Origin of the sequence: Acinetobacter sp. NyZ410 (genome assembly GCF_022828975.1) — a bacterium.
In the GTDB taxonomy this organism is placed as follows: Bacteria; Pseudomonadota; Gammaproteobacteria; order Pseudomonadales; family Moraxellaceae; genus Acinetobacter; species Acinetobacter guillouiae.
In genome coordinates, this window is sequence record NZ_CP094620.1 from 2972784 (window position 1) to 2995714 (window position 22931).

General features: G+C 37.9%; 24 protein-coding genes. 12 read left to right on the forward strand and 12 right to left on the reverse strand.

The window, feature by feature from the left end; genetic code table 11:
• Positions 1-78: 78 nt before the first annotated feature.
• The 5 genes from gspM to MTO68_RS14110 form a co-directional block, all read right to left on the reverse strand.
• Positions 79-558, reverse strand: a complete 480-nt coding sequence (gene gspM, locus MTO68_RS14090; RefSeq protein ID WP_004719439.1) for a type II secretion system protein GspM — start codon at positions 556-558, stop codon at positions 79-81.
• Entirely contained in the window at positions 558-1700 is a 1143-nt protein-coding gene (gene gspL / locus MTO68_RS14095) for a type II secretion system protein GspL (protein WP_244013009.1), read from the reverse strand. Before gspL ends, gspM begins: the two co-directional genes overlap by 1 nt.
• Before the next feature lie 38 nt (positions 1701-1738).
• Positions 1739-2194 carry a phosphoglycerate mutase family protein gene (locus MTO68_RS14100; RefSeq protein WP_004822364.1) on the reverse strand — a complete coding sequence of 152 codons (456 nt, stop codon included), beginning with the start codon at positions 2192-2194 and terminating at the stop codon, positions 1739-1741.
• Positions 2195-2285: 91 nt separating this feature from the next.
• Positions 2286-3359: an NAD(P)H-dependent glycerol-3-phosphate dehydrogenase gene (locus MTO68_RS14105; RefSeq protein WP_244013011.1), complete on the reverse strand. Its 1074-nt coding sequence runs from the start codon at positions 3357-3359 to the stop codon at positions 2286-2288.
• Between the two features lie 75 nt (positions 3360-3434).
• Positions 3435-4010 (reverse strand): nitroreductase family protein, encoded by a 576-nt coding sequence (locus tag MTO68_RS14110; RefSeq protein WP_244013012.1) that lies wholly within the window; start codon positions 4008-4010, stop codon positions 3435-3437.
• Between the two features lie 324 nt (positions 4011-4334).
• Here MTO68_RS14110 and MTO68_RS14115 point away from each other — a divergent pair, with 324 nt between their 5' ends.
• Positions 4335-4715, forward strand: coding sequence for a hypothetical protein (locus tag MTO68_RS14115; protein WP_004719430.1), 381 nt, complete (start codon positions 4335-4337; stop codon positions 4713-4715).
• A 93-nt stretch (positions 4716-4808) separates the two neighbouring features.
• Here MTO68_RS14115 and rhlB read toward each other — a convergent pair whose 3' ends face one another.
• Both rhlB and MTO68_RS14125 read right to left on the reverse strand, forming a co-directional pair.
• A complete protein-coding gene (gene rhlB / locus MTO68_RS14120) occupies positions 4809-5960 on the reverse strand; it encodes an ATP-dependent RNA helicase RhlB (protein WP_004719428.1) in 1152 nt (383 codons plus the stop codon).
• A gap of 106 nt (positions 5961-6066) precedes the next feature.
• Positions 6067-6279 (reverse strand): cold-shock protein, encoded by a 213-nt coding sequence (locus MTO68_RS14125; RefSeq protein WP_004822370.1) that lies wholly within the window; start codon positions 6277-6279, stop codon positions 6067-6069.
• A 382-nt stretch (positions 6280-6661) separates the two neighbouring features.
• On the opposite strand from MTO68_RS14125, the gene MTO68_RS14130 reads away from it, so the two are divergent.
• The 8 genes from MTO68_RS14130 (at position 6662) to MTO68_RS14165 (ending at position 11878) form a co-directional block, all read left to right on the forward strand.
• On the forward strand, positions 6662-6901 hold the full coding sequence (locus MTO68_RS14130; protein WP_004822372.1) for a sulfurtransferase TusA family protein: 240 nt from the start codon (positions 6662-6664) through the stop codon (positions 6899-6901).
• A 138-nt stretch (positions 6902-7039) separates the two neighbouring features.
• Entirely contained in the window at positions 7040-7909 is an 870-nt protein-coding gene (gene rpoH, locus MTO68_RS14135) for an RNA polymerase sigma factor RpoH (RefSeq protein ID WP_004719424.1), read from the forward strand.
• Positions 7910-8085: 176 nt separating this feature from the next.
• Positions 8086-8451: a DUF423 domain-containing protein gene (locus tag MTO68_RS14140; RefSeq protein ID WP_244013014.1), complete on the forward strand. Its 366-nt coding sequence runs from the start codon at positions 8086-8088 to the stop codon at positions 8449-8451.
• Between the two features lie 50 nt (positions 8452-8501).
• Positions 8502-8699 carry a sulfur carrier protein ThiS gene (gene thiS, locus MTO68_RS14145; protein WP_004719420.1) on the forward strand — a complete coding sequence of 66 codons (198 nt, stop codon included), beginning with the start codon at positions 8502-8504 and terminating at the stop codon, positions 8697-8699.
• A gap of 14 nt (positions 8700-8713) precedes the next feature.
• A complete protein-coding gene (locus MTO68_RS14150) occupies positions 8714-9514 on the forward strand; it encodes a thiazole synthase (protein WP_004719418.1) in 801 nt (266 codons plus the stop codon).
• Positions 9515-9591: 77 nt separating this feature from the next.
• Positions 9592-10272, forward strand: coding sequence for a hypothetical protein (locus tag MTO68_RS14155; protein ID WP_244013016.1), 681 nt, complete (start codon positions 9592-9594; stop codon positions 10270-10272).
• The gene (locus MTO68_RS14160) at positions 10272-10976 is read left to right on the forward strand and encodes a hypothetical protein (RefSeq protein WP_244013018.1); all 705 of its coding nucleotides are present in this window, start codon (positions 10272-10274) and stop codon (positions 10974-10976) included. The genes MTO68_RS14155 and MTO68_RS14160 overlap by 1 nt, the downstream gene beginning before the upstream one ends.
• Positions 10977-11170: 194 nt before the next feature.
• Entirely contained in the window at positions 11171-11878 is a 708-nt protein-coding gene (locus tag MTO68_RS14165) for a hypothetical protein (protein ID WP_314336669.1), read from the forward strand.
• 109 nt (positions 11879-11987) lie between these two features.
• Here MTO68_RS14165 and MTO68_RS14170 read toward each other — a convergent pair whose 3' ends face one another.
• The 3 genes from MTO68_RS14170 to MTO68_RS14180 form a co-directional block, all read right to left on the reverse strand.
• Complete coding sequence (locus tag MTO68_RS14170) at positions 11988-12302, reverse strand: putative quinol monooxygenase (protein WP_239045410.1); 315 nt, start codon at positions 12300-12302, stop codon at positions 11988-11990.
• A 49-nt stretch (positions 12303-12351) separates the two neighbouring features.
• Entirely contained in the window at positions 12352-12933 is a 582-nt protein-coding gene (locus MTO68_RS14175; RefSeq protein ID WP_244013022.1) for an NAD(P)H-dependent oxidoreductase, read from the reverse strand.
• A 200-nt stretch (positions 12934-13133) separates the two neighbouring features.
• On the reverse strand, positions 13134-13745 hold the full coding sequence (locus MTO68_RS14180; protein ID WP_004719407.1) for a glutathione binding-like protein: 612 nt from the start codon (positions 13743-13745) through the stop codon (positions 13134-13136).
• Positions 13746-13959: 214 nt separating this feature from the next.
• Between MTO68_RS14180 and MTO68_RS14185 the strand changes: the two genes are divergently transcribed.
• The 3 genes from MTO68_RS14185 to MTO68_RS14195 all read left to right on the forward strand — a co-directional run bounded on the left by MTO68_RS14185 (position 13960) and on the right by MTO68_RS14195 (position 18436).
• A complete protein-coding gene (locus MTO68_RS14185; RefSeq protein ID WP_244013024.1) occupies positions 13960-15411 on the forward strand; it encodes a SulP family inorganic anion transporter in 1452 nt (483 codons plus the stop codon).
• Between the two features lie 446 nt (positions 15412-15857).
• Complete coding sequence (locus MTO68_RS14190) at positions 15858-16550, forward strand: response regulator transcription factor (RefSeq protein ID WP_034613481.1); 693 nt, start codon at positions 15858-15860, stop codon at positions 16548-16550.
• Complete coding sequence (locus MTO68_RS14195) at positions 16496-18436, forward strand: ATP-binding protein (protein WP_347814805.1); 1941 nt, start codon at positions 16496-16498, stop codon at positions 18434-18436. Before MTO68_RS14190 ends, MTO68_RS14195 begins: the two co-directional genes overlap by 55 nt.
• Positions 18437-18597: 161 nt before the next feature.
• On the opposite strand, the gene MTO68_RS14200 is transcribed toward MTO68_RS14195, so the two are convergent.
• Positions 18598-21063 (reverse strand): ExeM/NucH family extracellular endonuclease, encoded by a 2466-nt coding sequence (locus MTO68_RS14200; RefSeq protein ID WP_234624204.1) that lies wholly within the window; start codon positions 21061-21063, stop codon positions 18598-18600.
• Between the two features lie 216 nt (positions 21064-21279).
• Entirely contained in the window at positions 21280-22926 is a 1647-nt protein-coding gene (locus MTO68_RS14205) for an AMP-binding protein (protein WP_244013028.1), read from the reverse strand.
• Positions 22927-22931: the final 5 nt, after the last annotated feature.

A 22931-nucleotide genomic window follows, 5' to 3' on the forward strand; every position in this document is an offset into this window, starting at 1 on the left:
TCTACTGCTTTTTAAGTTGCCATATTATAGGCACAGTATGTTGAAAAGGCTATGCTTGAACTGTGTTTATTTTCACTACTACTGTACCGTCGCTGTTAATTTAATCTGCCCACCTTCTTTGGCTAACTCCATCTTTTCCAAACTCACACCCATTTGGGCAATTTGGGTTAAAAAGTTAGCTAAAACGGCATAGTTTTGATGTTGTGCAATAATCTGAAATTGCTCACCCACTTGCTGCGAGGCAACCGAAAGCCCTTGTTGTTGTGCCACACGCTGAATTTTATCTGCAGTGGTTAAGGCCAAATCATCTGCAGGCTTCATGGTCACTACATTACTCTGCATCCACACCACAAGATCTTTCATCTGATTTAAACGTGCTTGCTGTTTTTCGGCAGCTTTATGGGTGTACCACAACGCCGCACCCACAATTGCCACAATGACAAAAATCGTGGTGAAAATAACCATGACACGTTCACGTGGAGATATTTTTTCTAAATTCTCTGCGATTTTCTCAGACCATACATCCAGTCGATTTTGCACATTTTCCATTGTTTTCATTATTGTATCTTCACCAAACCAACGACAGATGCACCTTGCGTCTGAACATTGCCTAATTCTGCTTTAAAGCCTTGTTGATTCAGTTGTGTCACCAAGGTTTGTAAGCCTTCAGCATTTTTCGCCACCAGATCCATATTTAACACTGCTGTATCATAATTTACACGACTGGCAATAATCTGATGCTGCATTAAAATTGGCCCAACACGACTGAGTAATTGTAAAGCTTGGGTATTTGCACTCTGACTTAAAGCCAATTTATTTTTAAACTGACGTTCTACAGACTCTTCTGTAATCCGTTGCTCATTTGGAAACCATTTTTTGTACTGATCCACTGCAATCAAAGCAGTTTGATCCGCAACTTTCTTCAGTTTAATCCAACGCAAAGCATCGTAACTCAATTGCGCAATGATCAAAACAACCACCAAAACTGCACAGGCTTGCCAATAACGAGAAACGCCTTGATTGGCTTGCTTGGCTTTTGGCAATACATTATAAGGATGTAGTTTCGGTTTTTTGATTTCACTAAATTGATAATCAAAAGGCTCACGCTGATCCGCTGTAGCAATCACAAATAAGCTAACCGCTTGCTCATCTGTCAATCCGCTATATAAATAGCTTTTCTCTCGATCAGCGAAATCCAAATATACATTCAGATCATCAATCGAATTACCAAGGAACTCGCCTTCTCGAACCAATAACTGTCCGTTGACATTGGCCAAAATCGTCTGTCCGACTTCTGGTACAGGCAGCATCAAAAAGTCAGGTAATAAAGAGACAATTTTTAACGGAATCAATGACAAGGAATGCTGCATTGTGGTGACAGCATATTGATGAATCCCCAATATTGAAACCTGATCGGGTTGTTGAAAGTGTGAAAACACTTTCATCTGATCAATCGGCAAAATCACATATTCTTCTAATAAATATTTGACACCATCTACACCCAATTGTTTATATTGAGTTTTACTGAATTTCTGTTGAAGAATTTGCACTTCACGACTTGGGAAGAAAACCACAGCTTCTTCACCTTGGTAAAGTTTAATATCTTGTATTAATTGTTCTAGGCTCGAAGATTTAGTCCAATCACTTCCTCGAGACCACTGCCAAACCCCATTGGCTTCAGGCATCCATAAGTACAACATTTATCGTTTTCTGCCGTTAAGTTCTTTTAACAATGCTTTTATACAGTTGGAATAAAGGCTTTATCTTGTGTAGATAGACCATTTGCAATCACAGTTTGCTCATAAATACGAGCCTCTGCCAAGGCAAAAGGATTAAAATGCTCATGTGTCAGTTGTTCTGCAATATGTGCCACAACATTCATATGACATACCACCACAATACGTTCAAATGGCAATTGTGACAACCATTCGATTGCTAATTTTGCATCATCATCTGGCTTTATTTTGTCACAGACCAATACAGATATATTCGGGAAGTACGTTTGTATGTGCGCCAATGTTTCTTGTGCTCTTAATAAAGTGCTGACAACAAATACATCCGGCTGCACGATTTCTTTTAAAAAATTAGCCGTTTGTTGTGCTTGTAAATGCCCACGTTGTGTTAAAGGCCGTTTACTGTCCACCCCATTGACGGGTGGAGCTGCTTCACCATGACGCACCAAAGTCAGTTGCATAAGATTTCCTTTTTAATACTGCACTGATTATAACGAGGCTTTGTTACAAATCCATCTCTAAAGTTTTGAATATTGTGCCAACAACACACGATTAAACTTCGTTATGCGGAAGCACAAACTCTACATCACTACGATGCCCATTCTTCATCAAAGAAACGGCACTATTCAGTGGTGGCGCACCTTCAAAAATAACTTCATACAATGCAGTGGTAATTGGCATATAGACATCCAACTCCTTTGCACGTGCATTGACTTGTACAATGGTGTTGATCCCTTCAGCGGTTTGTCCCAATTCAGAGGTTGCTTGTTCCAGTGTCTTTCCAGAACCCAAGGCAAAACCAACTTGATAATTTCGGCTCAACGGGCTGTTACAGGTTGCGAAAAGATCACCCACACCAGACAAACCTAAGAACGTTAAAGGATTTGCCCCCAACTTAACTGCAAAGCGACTCATTTCAGCCAAGGCACGGGTTAAAATCATACTCTTGGTATTTTCCCCAACTTTATAAGCAGCGGCCATTCCCATTGCAACAGCATAAATATTTTTAAGTGCGCCACCCAGCTCGACACCATGTACATCGTCACTGCCAAATACTCGAAACAAGGCACTGTGCAGTGCTTGTTGTACGGCATAACGTACTAATTCACTATCACTGGCAATTACGGTACCTGCAGGTTGTCCTGCAACAATTTCTTTGGCTAAATTAGGTCCTGAAAGAACACCATAAGGAACTTCAGGAAGCTCTTCCCGAATGATGTCACTCATAAAGCTAAAGGTTTTTGCTTCAATCCCTTTGGTTAATGAAACAACGGCTTGTGCGCTAATAAAAGGTTTAATTTGACGTAGAACATCACGAAAAGAATGGCTTGGAATTGCCACCAGAATAATATCGCGATCACGCACTGCATCTTCTAAATTTGACTCAGCACGTAAACCCGCCTCCAATTGAAAATCAGGTAAATAGCGTTTATTGACATGAGTCGCATTAATTTCAGCTGCGATACTTTCATCGCGAATCCAAATCATGGTGTCACAACCATTACGTACTGCTGTATTTGCCATTGCTGTACCAAAACTACCACCACCCAGTACAGTCAAACGCAACGCTGTTTTCTGGCCCAATACAATAGGTTCAACTAAATCTTTAAATTGTAAATCCGACATTTATTGTTATCCTAAAATGCTTATCCTAATAACCCAATGATTTTTTCAATCTGAAAATATCAATAACTTTTTGACTCAAGCTTGCCAAAAATGAACATATTGTGTTGTTTCAATCTCTGCACGCGGGGCAATCGTTTTTGCCGCTGTACCAACATAAATAATGCCAGAAATTAAATCTCGTTCAGCTAAACCCAGTGCTGATTTTAATAATTTAGATTCGACCACAGCCCCACTCCGCCACATAGTTGCGAAACCTTGTGCCTGCATCGACAATAAAAAGTTTTCAATTGCAGCCCCTGAACTCAGCGTTTGTTCAAAAAAAGGCACTTTAGGGTGATCCTGAAATTTAGTCACGGCAAGCACCAAAATAGGCGCTCTAAAAGGATGAAGTTTTACCCGTTCAACTTGGGCTGGATCTAATTCACCTAAGTCAGCAATAGATTGTGCCAGTAATGCACCAAATGCTTCACGTTGCTCAACATCCACGACAATAAATTGTGTGGGTTTTAAACGATGATGATCAGGTGCTGTTAAAGCGGCTTTAAATGCAATATTCAGTTGTGCGTGTGAAGGTGCAGGTTCAACCAAATGACCAATCGATTGACGTTGATGAATATTGTCATGTACTGCTTTGAAGTTTAAATCTGACATTGACCTATCTATTATCTGGTTAATTTCACTTGTTTCAAGATTAGCATAATCTAAAATCATTAAGCTATCTCCGACAAAATTTACTTGGCATCTGTCAATATTGCATACAACTTATTGTTAGGTTATCAATGAGCATGATTGCTCGCAAAAAATGCCTTCAATACCCTTTGGCTTCGAAAATAAAGCCAAATCATCAATAAACTTAAAAAAAACTGCAAAATTTATACATGTTTCTCAATATTTAGCCCACATTCTATGCTCAAATTATAACTAATTTAAAAGCAGTATCTTTTTAATTTTTAGTACAGGAATTTGAGAATCAATATGAATAAATTAACAACGATCACTTTACTTGCTAGTTCAGCGTTACTCTTCACTGCGTGTGCATCAAATCCAACACAAACTTTAGCGATTCAAAAAGCAGATAACCAGTATGAAGTCACTGGCTTAGGTAAAGACCAAATTACCGCAAAAAATAATGCCATTACTGCAGCAAACAAGGCTTGCGGTAAAAAAGGTGCACCAGTCTTAGTGGATGAAAAAACTGAATACCATGGCAGTTTAAAAGGTGTCGTCGATGAACAGACTGGAAAAATGATCACTGCAGCAGCAGGCGTATTAGGTTCAGTAATGGGCAAAAACTACGGTATTGAAAAAGATACTGACTATCAAACTACACTGACCTTTAGCTGTAAAGCAAGTTAATCCGTTTAGCCGTCTAAACTAAAATAGCCAATAAAAAACCCACTTTAAATAAGTGGGTTTTTTTAAACACAATTCGATAAAGAAACAAAAAACTTAACAATAACCATCTAGTCGCGTTAAAGGCAATTTTTGCCCAATCGCTTTCTCAATAGTTGGTAAATTAAATGCATCATCTTCAGACAAGAAACTAATACTTACACCCTGTGTACCTGCACGACCTGTACGACCAATACGATGTACATAATCATCTGACTGTTCAGGCAAAGTGAAATTCACCACATGAGATACGCCATCTACATGAATACCACGGCCAGCAACATCCGTTGCGATCATAATATTATGCTGACCATTTTTAAATTGATCTAACATTTTCAAACGTTTATCTTGCGCTATTTCACCTGATAGCATCACCACCTTATAACCATCTGCTTTTAAATGATCATAAAGTTTACGTACTTGATCACGGCGATTGGCAAAGATCATCACTTTTTCAATGGGTTCATCTGCCAAAATTTCGCGCAATAAGCGATATTTATCTTTCTTTTCGACCACATATACACGTTGTTCAACATCAGCGTTGGTTTTCTTTTCTGGTTCGATTTCTACTGTAACTGGCTCACATAACCATTGTTGGGCAAGATTGAGAACATCATAGCTAAATGTTGCCGAGAACATTAAGGTTTGACGTTGCTCTTTACGTGGCGAAAAACGCACAATCCGTTTAACTGATGGGATAAAGCCCATGTCTAATAAACGGTCAGCTTCATCAATCACCAAAAATTCAATTTGATCTAACCAAACTTCTTTTTGTTCTGTGAAATCAATTAAACGACCAGGAGTTGCCACTAAAATATCAACAAAACCTTGATCCAGTTGTTTTCTTTGCTTATCAAAATCAACGCCGCCAACCAAAGTCACGACATTTAGATTGGTATATTTGACTAAATCTTTTGCATCATTTTCAATTTGAATTGCAAGTTCACGTGTTGGCGCAAGAATCAATGCACGTGGTTCACCACGGAAACGTTGTTCTTTAATTGGGTTTGTGAGCAAATCATTAATAATACTGACTAAAAATGCCGCTGTTTTACCTGTGCCGGTTTGAGCACGACCAATTGCATCATGACCTGCTAAAGTATATTTCAATACTTTTTGCTGAATTGGGGTCATTTCTTTAAACCCTAAAGCATCAATCGCTTGTTTAAGTTGCGGATGTAAATTAAGGGTTTCGAAACCTGATGACATAAATACGAGCTCTAACTGTAGACACTTTTAATTGCGCCCATTATAAACAAAAAACGCCCCAATTTATAAGAAATTGGAGCGCCACTTAAATTTTAAAAATTTAAGATTAGTCTAAAGGCTGAACTTCTTCAGCTTGAAAACCTTTTTGACCTTGCACAACACTGAATTCAACGCGTTGACCGTCACGAAGTGAACGATGACCGTCACCTTGAATAGCACGGAAATGAACGAATACGTCATCACCGCCTGCGCGTTGGATAAAGCCGAAGCCTTTAGTGTCGTTGAACCATTTAACTACGCCTTGTTCACGAGCTGTCATAAGTTAATCCTCAGTTATTAAGAAAAAGGGACCACCCGGTGTTGCAAACAGCAGAGCAAACAAAGTTTTAAAATATTTTCTAATTTCAAAGCTTGTAATCATTCTGTAAAACTATTAACAAAATCCCGGTTACATCCATCTTGTAATAGGGTTTCAAAACAAGAATTGTTTCTGATAAATCCTAAATACGCAACGAGCTTAACATGGGTTTATGACAATTAATAGAATTTTTTTTGATAATTATTTTCGATATCAAGCGTGTTTTTTAAACAGCTTCACGATTATTTTTTATTTGTTGAAGAATCTTCCAATTTTTGTTGGGGTGTTTCAATAAACTTGGTAAAATATGCGTTCCATAACCCTGTTGTTACCTTGCCAAAAAATGAATGAACCTTTAGGTCAGACAGCAATTGAAATAAATTGTATGGGTAAACCCTGTCCAATGCCTCTATTAATGTTAAAGCGTGAATTAAAAAGAGCATTGCCTCATCAAATATTTCTTTTAATGTCCTCTGATCCGCACAGTGAAATTGATATTACGCGTTATTGCGAGATCAACAAGATTTCTTGCCAATTGACTAAAAGATCAGAGCATGAATTTCATTACTTAATTGAATCTTAATTATTTTCAATTCAAATTATTTTTTGCAAATTTGCATATATTTTTACATTTCGATACCCAAATTTCCTTACTTATGTACAATATTCGAATTAAGATGAATGCATTAGCTATACAACGAAATTCCTATAAGGAGAACCCATGAGTGACAGCAGCAATCAGTTGATGCCCCTGTCCTTATCTGCACCAGGTGTTAACTTAGGTGCTTATATCAGCACCGTAAATCAGATTCCAATCTTGACAGCTGAACAAGAAAAAGAGTTAGCTGATCGCTATTTTTACGATCAAGATTTAGATGCTGCGAAAATGTTAGTGATGTCTCACTTACGTTTTGTGGTGCATATTGCGCGCAGTTATGCGGGCTATGGTTTGCCACAAGGTGATTTAATTCAAGAAGGTAATCTCGGTTTAATGAAAGCAGTTAAACGCTTTGACCCCAATATGGGCGTGCGTTTGGTGTCTTTTGCTGTGCACTGGATTAAGGCTGAAATTCATGAATATGTGATTCGCAATTGGCGTATTGTCAAAATTGCGACCACTAAAGCGCAACGTAAATTGTTTTTTAATTTACGTAGCCTAAAAAAATCAAGTAAAAAACTTACACTTGAAGAAGCACAATCAATTGCCAACGACTTAAATGTAACAGCAGAACAAGTCTTGGAAATGGAAGGTCGTTTAACCGCTTATGATGCTGCTTTTGAAGCTCAAGGTGATGACGATGACGAAGGTTCAACTCATGTTGCACCAGCGCTTTATCTCGAAGATAACCGCTATGATCCTGCTCGTTTAGTCGAAGAAGAAGATTACGAAGAACAAAGTACTTCAGCTTTGCATAATGCCATGGAACAGTTAGATGATCGCTCACGCAACATCTTACAGCGCCGTTGGTTAGATGATGATAAATCGACCTTGCATGAACTGGCTGCAGAGTACAATGTATCTGCTGAGCGTATTCGTCAGTTAGAAAAAAATGCCATGGACAAAATTAAAGTTGCCATGTCATCCAACTAAATCTCCAAAACTGTCTGCATACCAGACCAATAATTTATATTTTCAATAAAAGGGCGACATGCCCTTTTATTTTGCATGATATTTTTGTCAAATCTTTATTCTTAATAGATTTTGCCTTTAATCCCGCTTCGAAATTGTGTTAATGTTATGCGCAAATTTATGCAGATGACTGGCTTATGTGGATTGCAATTTCAGCACTGAATTTAGCGCTTGCAGTAATCTTAGGTGCATTTGGCGCACATGGTTTAAAAGCTCACGCAACTGAAGCTCAGTTGGCATGGTGGCAAACAGCAACTGATTATTTTTTCTACCATGCACTGGGCCTATTGGCACTGGCTATTCTCAGTAAAGTCATCCCACAACTTCCAATCAAAGCCAGCTTCTTACTCATCCAAATTGGTATTTTATTTTTCTGCGGTTCGCTTTATGTCATGGCACTGGGTTTACCACGAGGTTTAGGTGCAATTACACCCATTGGTGGAGCACTGATGATTGCAGGTTGGCTGGCCCTTGCATGGAATGCATTGAAATACGCTAAATAAAATTATTTTGATTTTAGACATCACAATTTGCGCAATCGAATGGAATGTATATGCAAATTTTCTTAAATGGTGAGCCTCAAGAAACCGCTTGCCAAAATCTTTTACAACTGGTTCAGGAACTTTCACTCGAAGGTAAACGCTTTGCCGTAGAAATGAATGAAATGATCATTTCCAAAAGTAAACTTGAACTTACCCCTATTGCTGAAAAAGACCGTATTGAAATCATTCACGCTGTCGGTGGCGGCTAATTTGGAGCTCTCCCATGCTAGATTTTCCTACTGAAAACTCCCCTCTTATTATCGGTTCTCGTACTTTTCAATCTCGTCTTCTCGTGGGTACGGGTAAATACAAAGACATGCAAGAAACTGATTTAGCAATTCAAGCCAGTGGCGCTGAAATTGTGACAGTAGCGATTCGCCGAGTAAACATTGGGCAAAATCCAGATCAGCCCAACTTACTGTCAATCCTTCCACCTGAAAAATACACCATCTTACCGAACACAGCGGGTTGTTTTGACGCCAATAGCGCAGTACGTACCTGTATGCTTGCACGTGAACTTTTAGATGGCCATAACCTGGTCAAATTGGAAGTATTAGGTGATGAGAAAACCCTTTATCCAAATGTAACAGCGACACTTGATGCTGCTCGCACATTGATTGAAGATGGTTTTGAAGTGATGGTGTATACATCGGATGACCCTATTGTGGCTCAAGAACTTGAAAGCATGGGTTGTGTTGCGATCATGCCTTTAGGTAGCTTAATTGGTTCTGGCCTAGGCATTTTAAATCCGCATACTATTTCAATTATTAAAGAAAATGCCAAAGTGCCAGTTTTGGTTGATGCTGGTGTAGGTACTGCAAGCGATGCCGCAATTGCAATGGAATTAGGTTGCGATGGCGTATTGATGAATACCGCGATTGCCGCTGCACATCATCCAATTTTAATGGCGTCAGCAATGAAAAAAGCGGTTGAAGCTGGACGTGAAGCCTATTTGGCGGGTCGTATGCCACGTAAACGAATGGCAAATGCGAGTTCACCAGAAACAGGTTATTTCTTTAAATAATCGTTTGAATTGCCTAAAAGGATTTTCCGAAGTCCTTTTAGGCTCAAAATATCTTGATAAATTCATTGAGAAAGATCATGAATAAAATAATAAATACCGCCCTGCTCCTGAGCGCTTATTCATCGCTAAGCTTTGCAAATCAGCCTTCTACCTCATTACAAAAATTTGTCCCAAACAATTGGGAAATTCTTGCTCAAGCAGAAGGTGATTTGAATCAAGATGGTAAAAAGCATATTGCCCTCATCATCCAACCTAAAAATGAAAATCAGCACAATCGAAAGCTTTTAGTGCTTTTTCAAAAAGGTCAACAATTACAACTTAAGCTAAGTCGACAAATTCCTAACTGGACCTATCGTTCAGAAGAACTCTGTATCGAAGATGCTCTAGATGACTCCTCATTGACGATAAAAAATCAACGCTTAGATGTGTTATTCAATACCATGTCATCCTGTAGCAATACGTATGGCTTGATATATACCTATGGGTTTAAACTAAAGAACAATCAATTCCATCTCATTGGATTTGATGTTTATGATTTAGATAAAATTAGTGGCAAACTAAAAGAAACCAGCCTTAACTTTCTAAGCAACAAAGCCAAAGTGACCACAACGCCAAATATCTTTGCACAAGTTGAAACGCCATCCAAAATTGTTTGGAAAACACTGAGAACTTCGACAAGCTATACTTTGGAGAATATTCCTTGGGATAGTGAAGAATTGATTCATAACTTTAGCGTTCAATTTATTGGAGAAAAATAATGAAAAACAAAACTGAATTAATTTTATTTTGTGCATTAACAACATGCTCAACTTTGATTTGGGCAGACACCAACCCCAAAGCTGACTATCAATCATTTATCCCTAAAAACTGGAAAGTGTTGAGTAAAGTACAAGGTGACTTAAATGGTGATAAGCTTACAGATCTTGCTTTAATTATTAAAAATACGGATCCAAAAAATATTGTGACAAATGAGGGATTAGGTAATCCTCAGCTGAATTTAAACAATCGAAAGTTATTAATTTTATTTAAAGCCCCTCAAGGCTATCGTCTTGTTGCAAGTAATTACTCGCTTCCTACTGAGGGAGATAAAGAATCACCTTGTCTTGCTGACCCTCTAAGTGAAGGCGATCCACTCACCATCAAAAATGGATTAGTTAAAATTAATTTACATTATTGGCTCAGTTGTGGTTCATGGTCTGTCTATAACAATGCTTTTACTTTCCGTTATCAAAACCAGTCTTTTAAGCTGATTGGTTACGATACAGATTACTTCCATCGTGCATCTGGTGAAACCAGTGCGAAAAGTATCAATTTTCTAACAGGTAAAATTAAAAACACTACAGGTGGTGGTGAGTTTGAAAATCAGGATCAAGCTAAGCAAGTTTCTTGGTCCAAATTAAAGAACAGTTATTCACTTAAACTTGAGCAGATCAATTTTAAAGACTACGGCGAGTTTGAATAAAACACGTTTCGTATCTACCAACGATTCATAAATATGCCATATTATTCTGAGAATAAAGGTATCGAAGAGGACTCGATATTTGCCATAAAAAATTAGCTAAGACAAGGTAATCAAAAGTGATCGCTTGGAGAGATGCCTAAAAATAGGCGTAAATTTAACAACAAATTTACGATTCAGTGAATTGGAAGAAAACCATAAAAAATAACAATCTATTACTTCTATTTTTTACATTAACAGTCTGCTCAAGCTTAGTTTGGGCAGAAACCGATACTGGAGCTGATGTTCAAGCTTTCATGCCTAAAGATTGGAAAATACTAAGTAAAGTTCAAGGTGACTTAAATGGTGATCAACAAGCAGATATGGTGCTGATTATTGAAAATACGGATCCCGTAAATATTGTTAAAAATAAATTCAATCATAAAAAGCCAGCAAATCTTCTACTTAACCAAAATGAGCGAAAATTATTAGTTCTATTTAAAGACGCTCAAACTTACCGCCTTATCACCAGTAATTCTTCACTCCCTAGAGAAAGCAACAATGAACGCCCTTGCCTTATCGATCCATTGATTGTAGACAATTCACCAATCATCCAGAATGGACAACTTAAGATCACATTAAATTACTCGTTTCGTTGTAATTCATGGGAGGTCTTTAATAATATTTATACTTTCCGCTATCAAAGCCCATCATTCGATCTGATCGGCTATGATTTACATTATTTCGATATACCATCAGGTGACAGTCGAACTGAAAGTACTAATTTTTTAACAGGGAAAATCAAAAATGTCACAAGTACGCAAGAACTTGATCGCAAAAATACACCAAAAATATCCTGGTCAAAATTAAAGAAAGCACCTTTGCTCAAACTTGAGCAAATCAACTTTGGGCGTTATGTTCAATGATAGATGTCTTTATAAATTATTTTTTAAAAACAATAATTCAACATAAAAGAATCCCCCCCCCTTAGCCTTCTCCCAAAGCGAGAATGAACCTCATAATAGTGAATTAACTTTAAAATCCATGTTCTAAAATACGGATTTTAACATCAGCAACATGCTCTTTTACTTCAAGTTGATACGCTTGCATATGCTCAGTTTGTAAGTGTGCATTGAGATGCTCAATATTTTCCCATTTTTCAAGCATCACGATCAAATCAGAATCCTTGCTTTGATAACTTACATCAACACCAGCATCAACCAATAGCTGATAACCATGACAGCCTTGCTCTTGTAATACTGTCGGGGTAATTTTCTTAAATGCTTGGATAATTTTATCTTTGTGTAATCCATTTGGATATGCACGGATTTCAGCGACAATGGTCAACATTTTAGACTCCTTAAATTTTTTAAATGAGATACTCAAAATTCCAATTTGCTTAAGCAAAAAGCTGCTGTAAATGTTGGCGATATGCCTGTTCATATTGCGCAATTTGTGGTGCCTTAATCACATCATTGACAATAAATGTTTCTAAACTTTGCATTCCTAAGAATTGATTGGCTTTATGAAAAGGTAAATACACACCATCTACACCAACACCATGGAAAAATTGCTCAGGATCATCAAAAGCTTGCAAGGGTGCATTCCAAGTTAACGACAACATATACTTTTTCCCCTGAATCAACCCACCTGAGCCATATTTCTTGGCGGCATCAGAACGGCTACGACCATCGTTGGCATATAAACTGCCATGACCAGTGGTAAAAACATCATCAATATATTTTTTCATGGTCCACGGTGCACCCATCCACCAACCTGGCATTTGATAGATCACAACATCCGCCCAGAGATATTTCTCTACTTCTTCTTGAGCATCGTAATTTGCATCGGTACGTGTCACTTTTACACGGTGTCCCAAATCGCTAAGCACCTCTTCACCCAAAGCAGTTAGGGTATCGTTTAATTCACCATTTGAATGTGCAAACTGTTTCGCACCATTTACGATTAAGATATTACTCATTGTTTACCTATATTTTGCCAATACGCTTGATTTATGGCGCAACTATAGAACTTATTTTTATCGCAAAAAACGCAAAAATAAGCAAAACATTATTGACTAAAAATCAACAATAAACACCTTTCCCTGTTTCTGCCCATTTCACGTTAATCAATTCAATAAAAAAGCACCCGTAGGTGCTTTGTATATCGATTCAAGCATACTTAAGGAATTAAACCTTCATCACGCATTGCAATCTGTACAGATTGACGTTCAGCGACTTTATTGCGTAATGCCACAATATTGGTAAATGGCGTTAGATCATGATGAATTGAATTCGACCAATTTGTCAGTACAAACAAATACGCATCAGCAGGACCAAAGCGGTCATTGACCAAATAATCGTATTCAGACTCTGCAAGATAGTCATCTATATATTTCAACATTTTATCTATGGTTGCATAGCCACGTACTTTTTCATCTTCAGTGATTGCTGGGTCAAAGAAGACGGCATATTCATCATGCAACTCTGAGTTTAAATAACCCAACCATTCTAAAACTTTAGCACGTCCCAAACCTGATGGTGGGATCAAATCCTGTTTAGGATCATGTTGTGCAATAAAAGGCAGTACTGCAACATTTTCAGTCAAAAGTAAACCTGGATTGATTTCTAATGCGGGTACATAGCCTTTTGGATTGATTTCGTAATAATCTGCGCCCTTTTCTGTTTTATGCGTTTTTAAATCAACACGTTCTAGATCAAAATCAACATTAATTTCGTTGAGTAAAATATGGGCAGCTAAAGAACATGCACCTGGTGAATAATATAATTTCATATCTAATCCTTGTTATATGACTGTTTAAGTTGTAAATGGCTCAGATCACAATTTCAAGTCGTAAAACATAAAATTGCAAAAAGCATAAATTTATAAAATCAGCTATAACTTGAATATTCAACAAAATGAAGACTTTTTCAAGTCAAAGTTAACTGCTTTTTCACTAAGAGATGTTTTAACATACGCATCTTTAAAGAATGATGAAAGGTTTATAGTGATTAGTCTAAAAAAAGCGGAATGGTTTTCCAATATTCGTACAGATGTACTTGCTGGAATGGTCGTAGGCTTGGCACTTATTCCTGAATCAATCGCTTTTTCTGCAATTGCAGGCGTAGATCCACAAGTCGGTCTGTATGCATCATTTTGTATTGCTGTGAGCATTGCTTTCTTCGGTGGACGTACCGCAATGATTTCCGCAGCCACAGGCGCAATGGCGTTGCTGATGGTTACTCTCGTCAAAGATCATGGTTTACAGTATTTATTTGCCACCACAATTTTGACTGGAATTCTTCAGATTCTTGCTGGCTATTTTAAAGTTGCAAAACTGATGCGCTTTGTTTCACAGTCTGTCGTCTATGGTTTTGTTAATGCGTTGGCTATTCTCATCTTTGTGGCACAGATTCCTGAATTACAACGTATGGATTTGACGGCTTATCTATTTGTCGCCTTTGGCTTAGGGGTGGTTTATCTTTTCCCCTACATTCCCAAAATTGGTCAACTCATTCCCTCACCTTTGGTGTGCATTATTGTATTGAGTTTAGCAGCCTTATTTTTGGGTGCGGATATGCGTACAGTCAGTGATTTAGGAAAATTTCCAGACACTTTACCACTGTTTTTAATTCCAGACATTCCACTTAACTTGGATACCTTAAAAATTATTTTTCCTTATGCCATCACCTTGGCCACCGTAGGTTTACTCGAAACCATGATGACCACCACGATTGTTAATGAAGTGACCCAAACGGAAGGCGATCGTCATAAAGAATGCCGTGGGCAAGGCATCGCCAATATGGTCAGTGGGTTTATGGGGGGTATGGCAGGTTGTGCCATGATTGGGCAATCGATTATCAATGTGTCTTCTGGTGCACGAACTCGCTTATCAACCTTGGTTGCAGGTGTTTTTTTACTGTGTTTAGTGGTCTTTTTAAAAGAATGGCTGTCTTATATTCCAATAGCTGCACTGGTAGCAATTATGATTATGGTGGCTTTTACTACATTCAACTGGGACTCAGTCAAAAATTTTTCAAAACATCCCAAACAAAGCAATAGCGTGATGCTTGCGGTGGTGGTCATTGTACTGATGACACATAACTTAGCTTTAGGCGTGTTGATTGGTGTACTTTTATCTGCACTTTTCTTGGTCAATAAATTAGAAAATGCAGTCCGTGTCCAATCTCATCTATTGAACAGCACGACCCGTAAATATGAAATTTTTGGGCAAATTTTCTTTAGCAGTTCAGAAAAATTCTTTCAGTTTTTTGATTTTAATGAATCTGTTGATCATGTCATTATCGATTTAACCCATGCCCATATTTGGGATATTACCTCTGTCAGTATGCTCAATCAGGTACAAAACAAGTTTCTGCAAAATAACATTCAGGTTGAAATTATAGGGATGAATGAAGCAAGTCGTAGCTTGGTTGCTCAATTTAGTGCGGTAAAATAAACAGCTTTATTTTTCTTAAGGCAGTGATGATCAGCGTTTAATACAGGTAAAGAACAATAGCCAAAATGGTAATCGCAATGCATTGTATCACTGCCAAATTTCTAAGGAATTTAATCATCGTAAGCTACATCCATTATAAAAATAATCCATTATTCAGCGAATATAACCGATATTTTGCTGTTAAATTGTGATTTTTATCTACTAAAATTTGAATATTTACTTAACTTGTCTCAATAACCTTATCTCAAAAAGTTAACTTGGTCTCAATAAATTGACTTTAGGCATCTTTTGATACTCAGTAAGTGCGTTAAAACGCGATTGTAATAAACTGAATATTCATTCCTAATCACTGAATTAAATACTAAAAATACCTATTATCAGGTATAGATAAAGCCATCAATATCTGAAAAACTAAGTCCAATAGACATGGGCGAGTTTTTTACATCATGAACAATGAGTTAAGTTTACCTGTTCCAGTTATCATCGTAGAAGATGAGCCGCTTATACAAAAAAGACTGACTGACATATTAATTAATCTAGGATACTCAATTTCAGATTTACGTTTTGCCCAAAGTTTAGCTCAAGCCAAAGAACAACTCAGTATACACTCAGCCTCTTTTGCATTGGTTGATTTGGGCTTGCCTGATGGTAATGGAATTGAGTTTATTGAAATTTTAAAAAACTATGATCCAACCATCATGATTTTAGTGATCTCTGCATGGAGCACTGAAGATGCGATCCTCAATGCACTAAGTGCAGGTGCAACAGGCTATGTGCTCAAAGAAAGAGATGACTTAGAAGTTTCTCTTTCGATCAAAAGTGTCTTACGTGGTGGAGCGCCGATTGATCCATTTATTGCTCAAAAAATTTTAAAACAACTACACTTTAATGAAAAAAATAATTCAAATAAAACTGCACCCTGTCAGAAAGTCACTGATCAGGACAGTGTATTATCCAAAAGAGAATTGGGAATTTTAGAACTGGTTTCTCAAGGCTTAAGCAATAAGGAAATTGCAGATCAACTCAATTTATCCCGTTATACCGTTGAATCTCATATTAAACATATTTATCGGAAACTTGCGGTATGCAACAGAGCCAAAGCCATCGATACAGCACGCAACTTAGGATTACTCGACTAATTCTAAAATTAATCGGGTTGTTCGGTCTTATGCTAAGTTTGACCCAGCATTTTGCTTTTGCTGGTGCAGCCTTAACAGGTCAGTCCAATACAACAGATGCAGCCTGCCACTTTCAAATCCAAAGCATACAAGTTGCTCAAGCGCTTGCAAATCTTGAACAGGTTCCCCAACAGGGATGGAAAACAGTCACCTTGCCAGATGACTGGGAAACGCGCTGGAAAAACTACACAGGCACTGCTTGGTATAAAATCAAATGGCAATATCAGTGTGATCAGGAAAATCAACCTGTCGCCTTACTGATTGAACGGATCAATATTGCAGGAGCTGTCTATAGCAATAATGAACTGTTATGGAAAGACAAATCCTTAGTAGAGCCATTGTCAAGAAGTTGGAATATGCCAAGGTATTGGGTACTTCCTGCTACATCTATTCAAAACCAACAAAATGAAATTTTAGTCCGTGTTGTAGGGGTTGCATCACAACATTCAGGCCTAGGAAAAATTAAATTTGGTCAGGCCGAAGATATCGCCAATCAACAGGATCAGTTGGTTTTTGAACGGCGAACTTTATTTTTTATCAATATTATTATTACCTTTGTGGTGGGAACTACAGGTTTTACCATTTGGCTATTTCGACGCCAAGAAAAAGCCTTTGGGTGGTTTGGTTTAACTTCATTTTTATGGGTATTGTTTGCCTATAATATTATTTCGACCATTCCTATTCCTTTTACCGACAGTATCTTAACAGCACGTCTAAATCTGGTGTTTTTAGTTGGATATACCTATTGCCTCTGTTTATTTGCTTGGCGTTTTGCCAATCGCCATTATCCGTATTTAGAACGTTTACTTTTATTGACCTCTACAATCGCGATTGCGGCATTGCTGTTGACACCGATCAATTATCTAGAACGTAGCTTATCCTCTGTCTTTTTCTATTCTGGCATGGTATTTATTTTTAACTGCTTGTTTTTCCAGTGGATTGCTTTTAAACGTAGAAAGATGGACATTCTCCTGCTTGCGTTTATTTTCCTCATTTATTTACTTATTATTGTTCATGATTTTTATAGCATGATCCATCATCTGGATCAGACGCTCTATTGGACGCCATTGGCCGCACCAATTACCAGCTTAGCAATTTCGTTTATCTTGGCTTATCGTATTTCACAAAATGTTGGACGTATTGAAAAATTTAATCAGACCCTTGAAGAAACTATTGAAAAAGTCACGTTTGACTTAGAACAATCTTTAGATAAAAAGTACCAACTCGAAATTGATAATATGCGGTTGCAAGAGCGTCTAAATCTGTCTCATGAATTACATGATGGACTAGGTGGTTCAATTGTTCGCTCGATGATTATACTGGATCACAGTGAACATATTGAAAAACAGCAAGTGATCTCTATGTTTAAACTGTTAAGAAATGACTTACGCCAAGTGATTGACTCAGGAAGCAGTGCTGGGGCAAAAATACCAGAAAGCCCAGTGATGTGGGTTGCGCCATTGCGTCATCGTTTTATACAAATTTTCGAAGAAATGGAGATTGAATCGACTTGGATTTTTGCAGAAAAATGGAAACATAAACCGCTTGCATTGATTTGTTTAACCTTTTCTCGTGTCGCAGAAGAAGCCTTAACCAATATTGTAAAACATAGCCATGCAACTGATGTCGAAGTTTCGTTGGTTGAAGATGAACGACAACAACTCGTTTTAACCATTCAAGACAATGGCATTGGCTTTGAAGTTGATCAGGTTCAAGCTGGTTTGCATGTGGGTTTGCAGAGTATGCAAGTGCGAGTAAAAAGAATTGGAGGTAGTTTTGAAATCCATTCTCAGCAGGGTTTTACCGTGATCCGAGCCATAGTACCGTTGAAAGATAAAACTGAATGATTTGGATGGATGAAATAGAATTTCGACCACTCATTCGCTTGATCTATGAAGAGATTCAGTCTTAAATCAGTTGGTGCAATTTTTTATGTTCTATAGTTTTATAAAAGCATAAAAAAAGAGAAACTAGTGATCTAGTTTCTCTTTAAAAAGATATCAGCGTATTAGGATTTCTTTTTAGAACGCGCTAATACTGAGCTCGCTGTAAGCAACATCAGTCCAAATAAAGACCACAGTCCCGTACTGCCCCCACTGCTCTTATGCCCACCTGTAGTACCACTTGATTCATTTAAATCTAAATCAACAATAACCGGATCGTGATCAGAAGAACGGAAAGCATCTGGCGCATAGAAAGAAGCAATTTGTTCTTCAGTCTTATATTCTTCATTGTAGTCTAATGCTGTTGGTTCATCAGCATTGATATGCCATGCAAAAGTACGTTTAACCATTGGGTATAAGTTTGCATCTGCAATTGCGTGATCTAAATTACCCGCACCACCATTCCCGGTTGCATCACTGGCCACACCAAAGACATAGCTATATGCAGATTTACCTTGCCCTACTTTTTCATCATTTAGCAATATTTTGTAGTTGGCTTTTTCAAATGCCAAGATTGGATCTTCTTTGGCATAACTGTTCATATCCCCGACCAATAAATAATTTGGTTTTTCAGCTTTGGTCGGGTTGGTTGCAATCCACTGAATCAATTTTTGTACTGCAGTAACACGAGTCGGATTCCAACAGCCTTGACCATCACCTTGGTTTGCTTCTGGTGAAGTTTTATCGTCAGGACAACTACCTTTAGACTTTAAATGATTTGGTACAACAGTAAAGGTTTTTCCTCCCGTTACCGCTTGGAAGCTTTGTGCCATCGTGACTCGGTTTTTCTGTGTCAAATCATCATATACCACAGGATTACCAACAGGTTTTACACGTTTGCTATTATAAATAATCGCAACTGCAATCACATCAGTACCTAACTTATCCATATTCGGTGGGATGACATATTTCCAATCTGCACCTAAAGCTTTGGTTAAGTAATTCACAGCACTTTTTTCGCCATAACCATTGTTGGCAATTTCCATTAAGCCATAAACATCTGCATCAATGGTTTTAATCGCACTGACTATTTTGGCATGTTGACGATTAAATTCTGTCTCGGTGTTTGCACCACGATCTGGTTTAACACCAATCAGCGGCGAATTGTCATAATTTAGGACGTTAAATGCGGCAACACGAACCTGTTTAGTCTCTTTTGCCAAGACGGTTGAATTCCGCAAATTGCTGTCTTTGACAACCTCAGGCAAAGCTTTGTTTTGAATCGGTTGAATACGCCAAGCATTAAAACGGTATTCCAAAATCCCTTCAACATTTTTAAGCTGATAGCCTGTACGTAAAGTGTTTGCCGCATTAAATGTTTGTGGCAACCATGGTGTTCTGTTTTGATTGTTATAACCATCATCCAAGATAATCTTAGACAATAGATTTTGTTTTGCTAAAGCAACCGCTTCATTGGATTTCGCAGGATATAAATTGGTTGGGATATATAAACGTCCCAAACTTAAAGACAATTGACCATATCGACCATAATCATAATTCTCGCTAACCGTTAAGGTTTGAGGAATTTTCACCAACATGCCTTGATAGCGCTTAGGTGCATTGCCTGTAGCATCGGTTAAACTTGAAAATGGCAGTTGAATCGGAGTAGAACTTACCAGACTTGCGGCTTGATTATTACAGGTTTGAATATTGCTGCTCAATTGATCAATTTGCAATTGATTTTCATAATTGGTTAAACGCCCTTTCAGAATCACTTCTTCACCCACTTTACCGCCAGTGATTGTGCTTGCAGCAGGGAGATAGACAAAGATCGCATTGCTTAAATTTGCTTTAGCTTTACTGTCAGGAGTTTGAATATAAAAACCTGAAAAACCATTTTGATAGCGATAATCCGCAGTAATGACACCTCGAACCACATATTGTTGGTTTTGTGCCGCAGATTGTAAATCTGCAATTGCAGTATCAGCAGTACTACAACTGATTGCAGTGATTGGCGGAGTCGTTGTACCAGTACCTAAATAGCTACTGAATGCATTACGATCTGACCATTTGCTCCACTCACTGTCCAAATCAAAGGCACTATTTGGATCTACAGCGCTGACATCATTTTTATTTTTTATTCTGCTTAGGCTATTTCCAGCACTGGTGATTGTGGTCCCCCAACCGCCACTTGCAGGTCTTTCCCCAATCCGCCCAAAACGATCTACAGCTGTTCCTTTATACACAAGGACCAAAGCATCATCGCCATTAAATGACAAAGCATTTGCAACTTGATTTAATTTATTACCAATTTCTACCTGCAATTCAGTACTGCCCACAATAAATTTGGCTTTGGTCGCAAGTGTTCCTTGTAAATCAACAGTTGTAGGAGTTGTTTTACCATTGCTATATAGCTGAATTTGATAATCAGCAAGGTTGACGGTTGATGCATCTGGATTATAAATTTCTAATCCTTTTCTACTTCCTGTACCATCGATATATTGGCTAAACATCAATTGTGCATAGCTTGGAAATGAACAGCCCAATAGTGCAAGGCTTAAACAAAGTGTATGTGGTTTTAAATTTTGCATAATTTTTAACGTTTGTTGAAATTTAAAGCAGATTAATTTTTATTAATGACAATATCGTGAATTTGAATCATTCTATTTGATCCATTTATTATTTAGACAAAAAAAATCACAGGTAAAGTGGACTAAAATTGTTATAAAGACCTTAGAAATACGAGATCTTATGCTGATCATAAAAAAGCACCCTTTCGGGTGCAAAGCATGGAACTTTAAAAGATATTAAGCCTGCAATTGCATTTGCTGTAATTTAGCCACTTCTTGTTGCTTCAATAAATTACGTTGAATTTTGCCACTAGATGTTTTGGGTAAGCTTTCAACAAACTCAATTTCACGTGGGTAAGAATGCTTAGATAATCGAGAACGTACATACTCTTGTAATTTAGTATTCAATTGGTGACAACCCGTGAACTGGGGCTTGAGCACAACAAAAGCTTTTACGATCTCTGTTCTTTCTGGATCAGGTTTACCAATAACGGCCGATTCTAAAACTTCAACACATTCCAAAAGTGTACTTTCTACATCAAATGGCCCAACACGATAACCTGAAGTTGTAATGACATCGTCTGCACGACCAATAAAATCAACCCCACCTAATTCATTCAAACGAACCGTATCCCCAGTTAAGTAATAATGACCAACGAAGGATTTACGATTATTTCCACCATAACCTTTAAACCATGTGAGTGGCGATTGAGAGAAGTCAATTGCTAGCGTTCCAATCTCACCTCGTTCAACTTCTTGGTTGTCTTGATTTAACACTGCAAAACGATGACCAGGATTAGCAAAACCTGCTGAGCCGACTTTTATTGCATGTGCTAAAGCATGATGGTTACCAATCACCATACCTAATTCTGTTTGTCCATATTGGTCATAAATATTGACATTTAAGTCATGATTAAACCAATGAATTACTTCAGGTGTTAAAGGTTCACCCGCACTGCTGACTGCACGTAAATGCGCTTTGATTGAAGCATTAAATTTTTCTTTAAAGCCAAAGAACATACGAAATGCTGTTGGTGAACCAGTAAGATTACTGACTTGGTATTTTTGAATAATTTCCAAAGCATGGTCGACACTAAATGCACATTCATCCATGATAATACTGTGTCCCAATCCCAATGGGCCAGCAATACCATAATATAGACCATATGCCCAACCTGGATCCGCAAGGTTCCAAAATGAATCATCTTCACGTAAATCAACGGCGTGACGCATATATTCTTTAAAGGCCAAAATCGCTTTTAATGGTACTGGAACCGATTTTGCCAAACCTGTTGTTCCAGAGGTAAACATCATTAAAAAATCATCAGTAAAACTCAACATGACCGGTGCACATTCAGCTGATTGACCTGCTAGCTCTTGCCAAAAATCTGCATCCTTTGTTACTGCAAAATCTTGTGGATGAACAGTCAGAATATGTGGAAGTTCAATCCCGTTTAATTTTGGACGTTGTTCAGTGTTGGTGATGATCAGTTGGGTATTGGCTGTTGCTACGCGATGCTCAATCGCTTTTGATTCAAAGGCGGTAAATAAGGGCTGATAAATTGCTCCGATACGCCAAGTTGCCAATATAGTGATCAATAATTCTGGAGTCCGTGGTAATAAGCCAGCAATACAATCGCCTGTTTTTAAGCCTAGCGAGTGTAAATAATTGGCTAATTTTCCTGATGCTTGTGCCAGTTGCTCAAAGGTCCATTGTGAAGACTCACCGTTTTTGCCTTCCCAGATCAAAGCCACTTTGTTTAAACCGACAAAACGCTCGCAGCACTCGATATAGGCATTGATTGACTGTGGGTTGCCAACCAGTTGCTCATTGATTAGTTTTTCATAATCGAATTCTTGGTAGGCTTGTTCCAATGTTTTCATGGCAA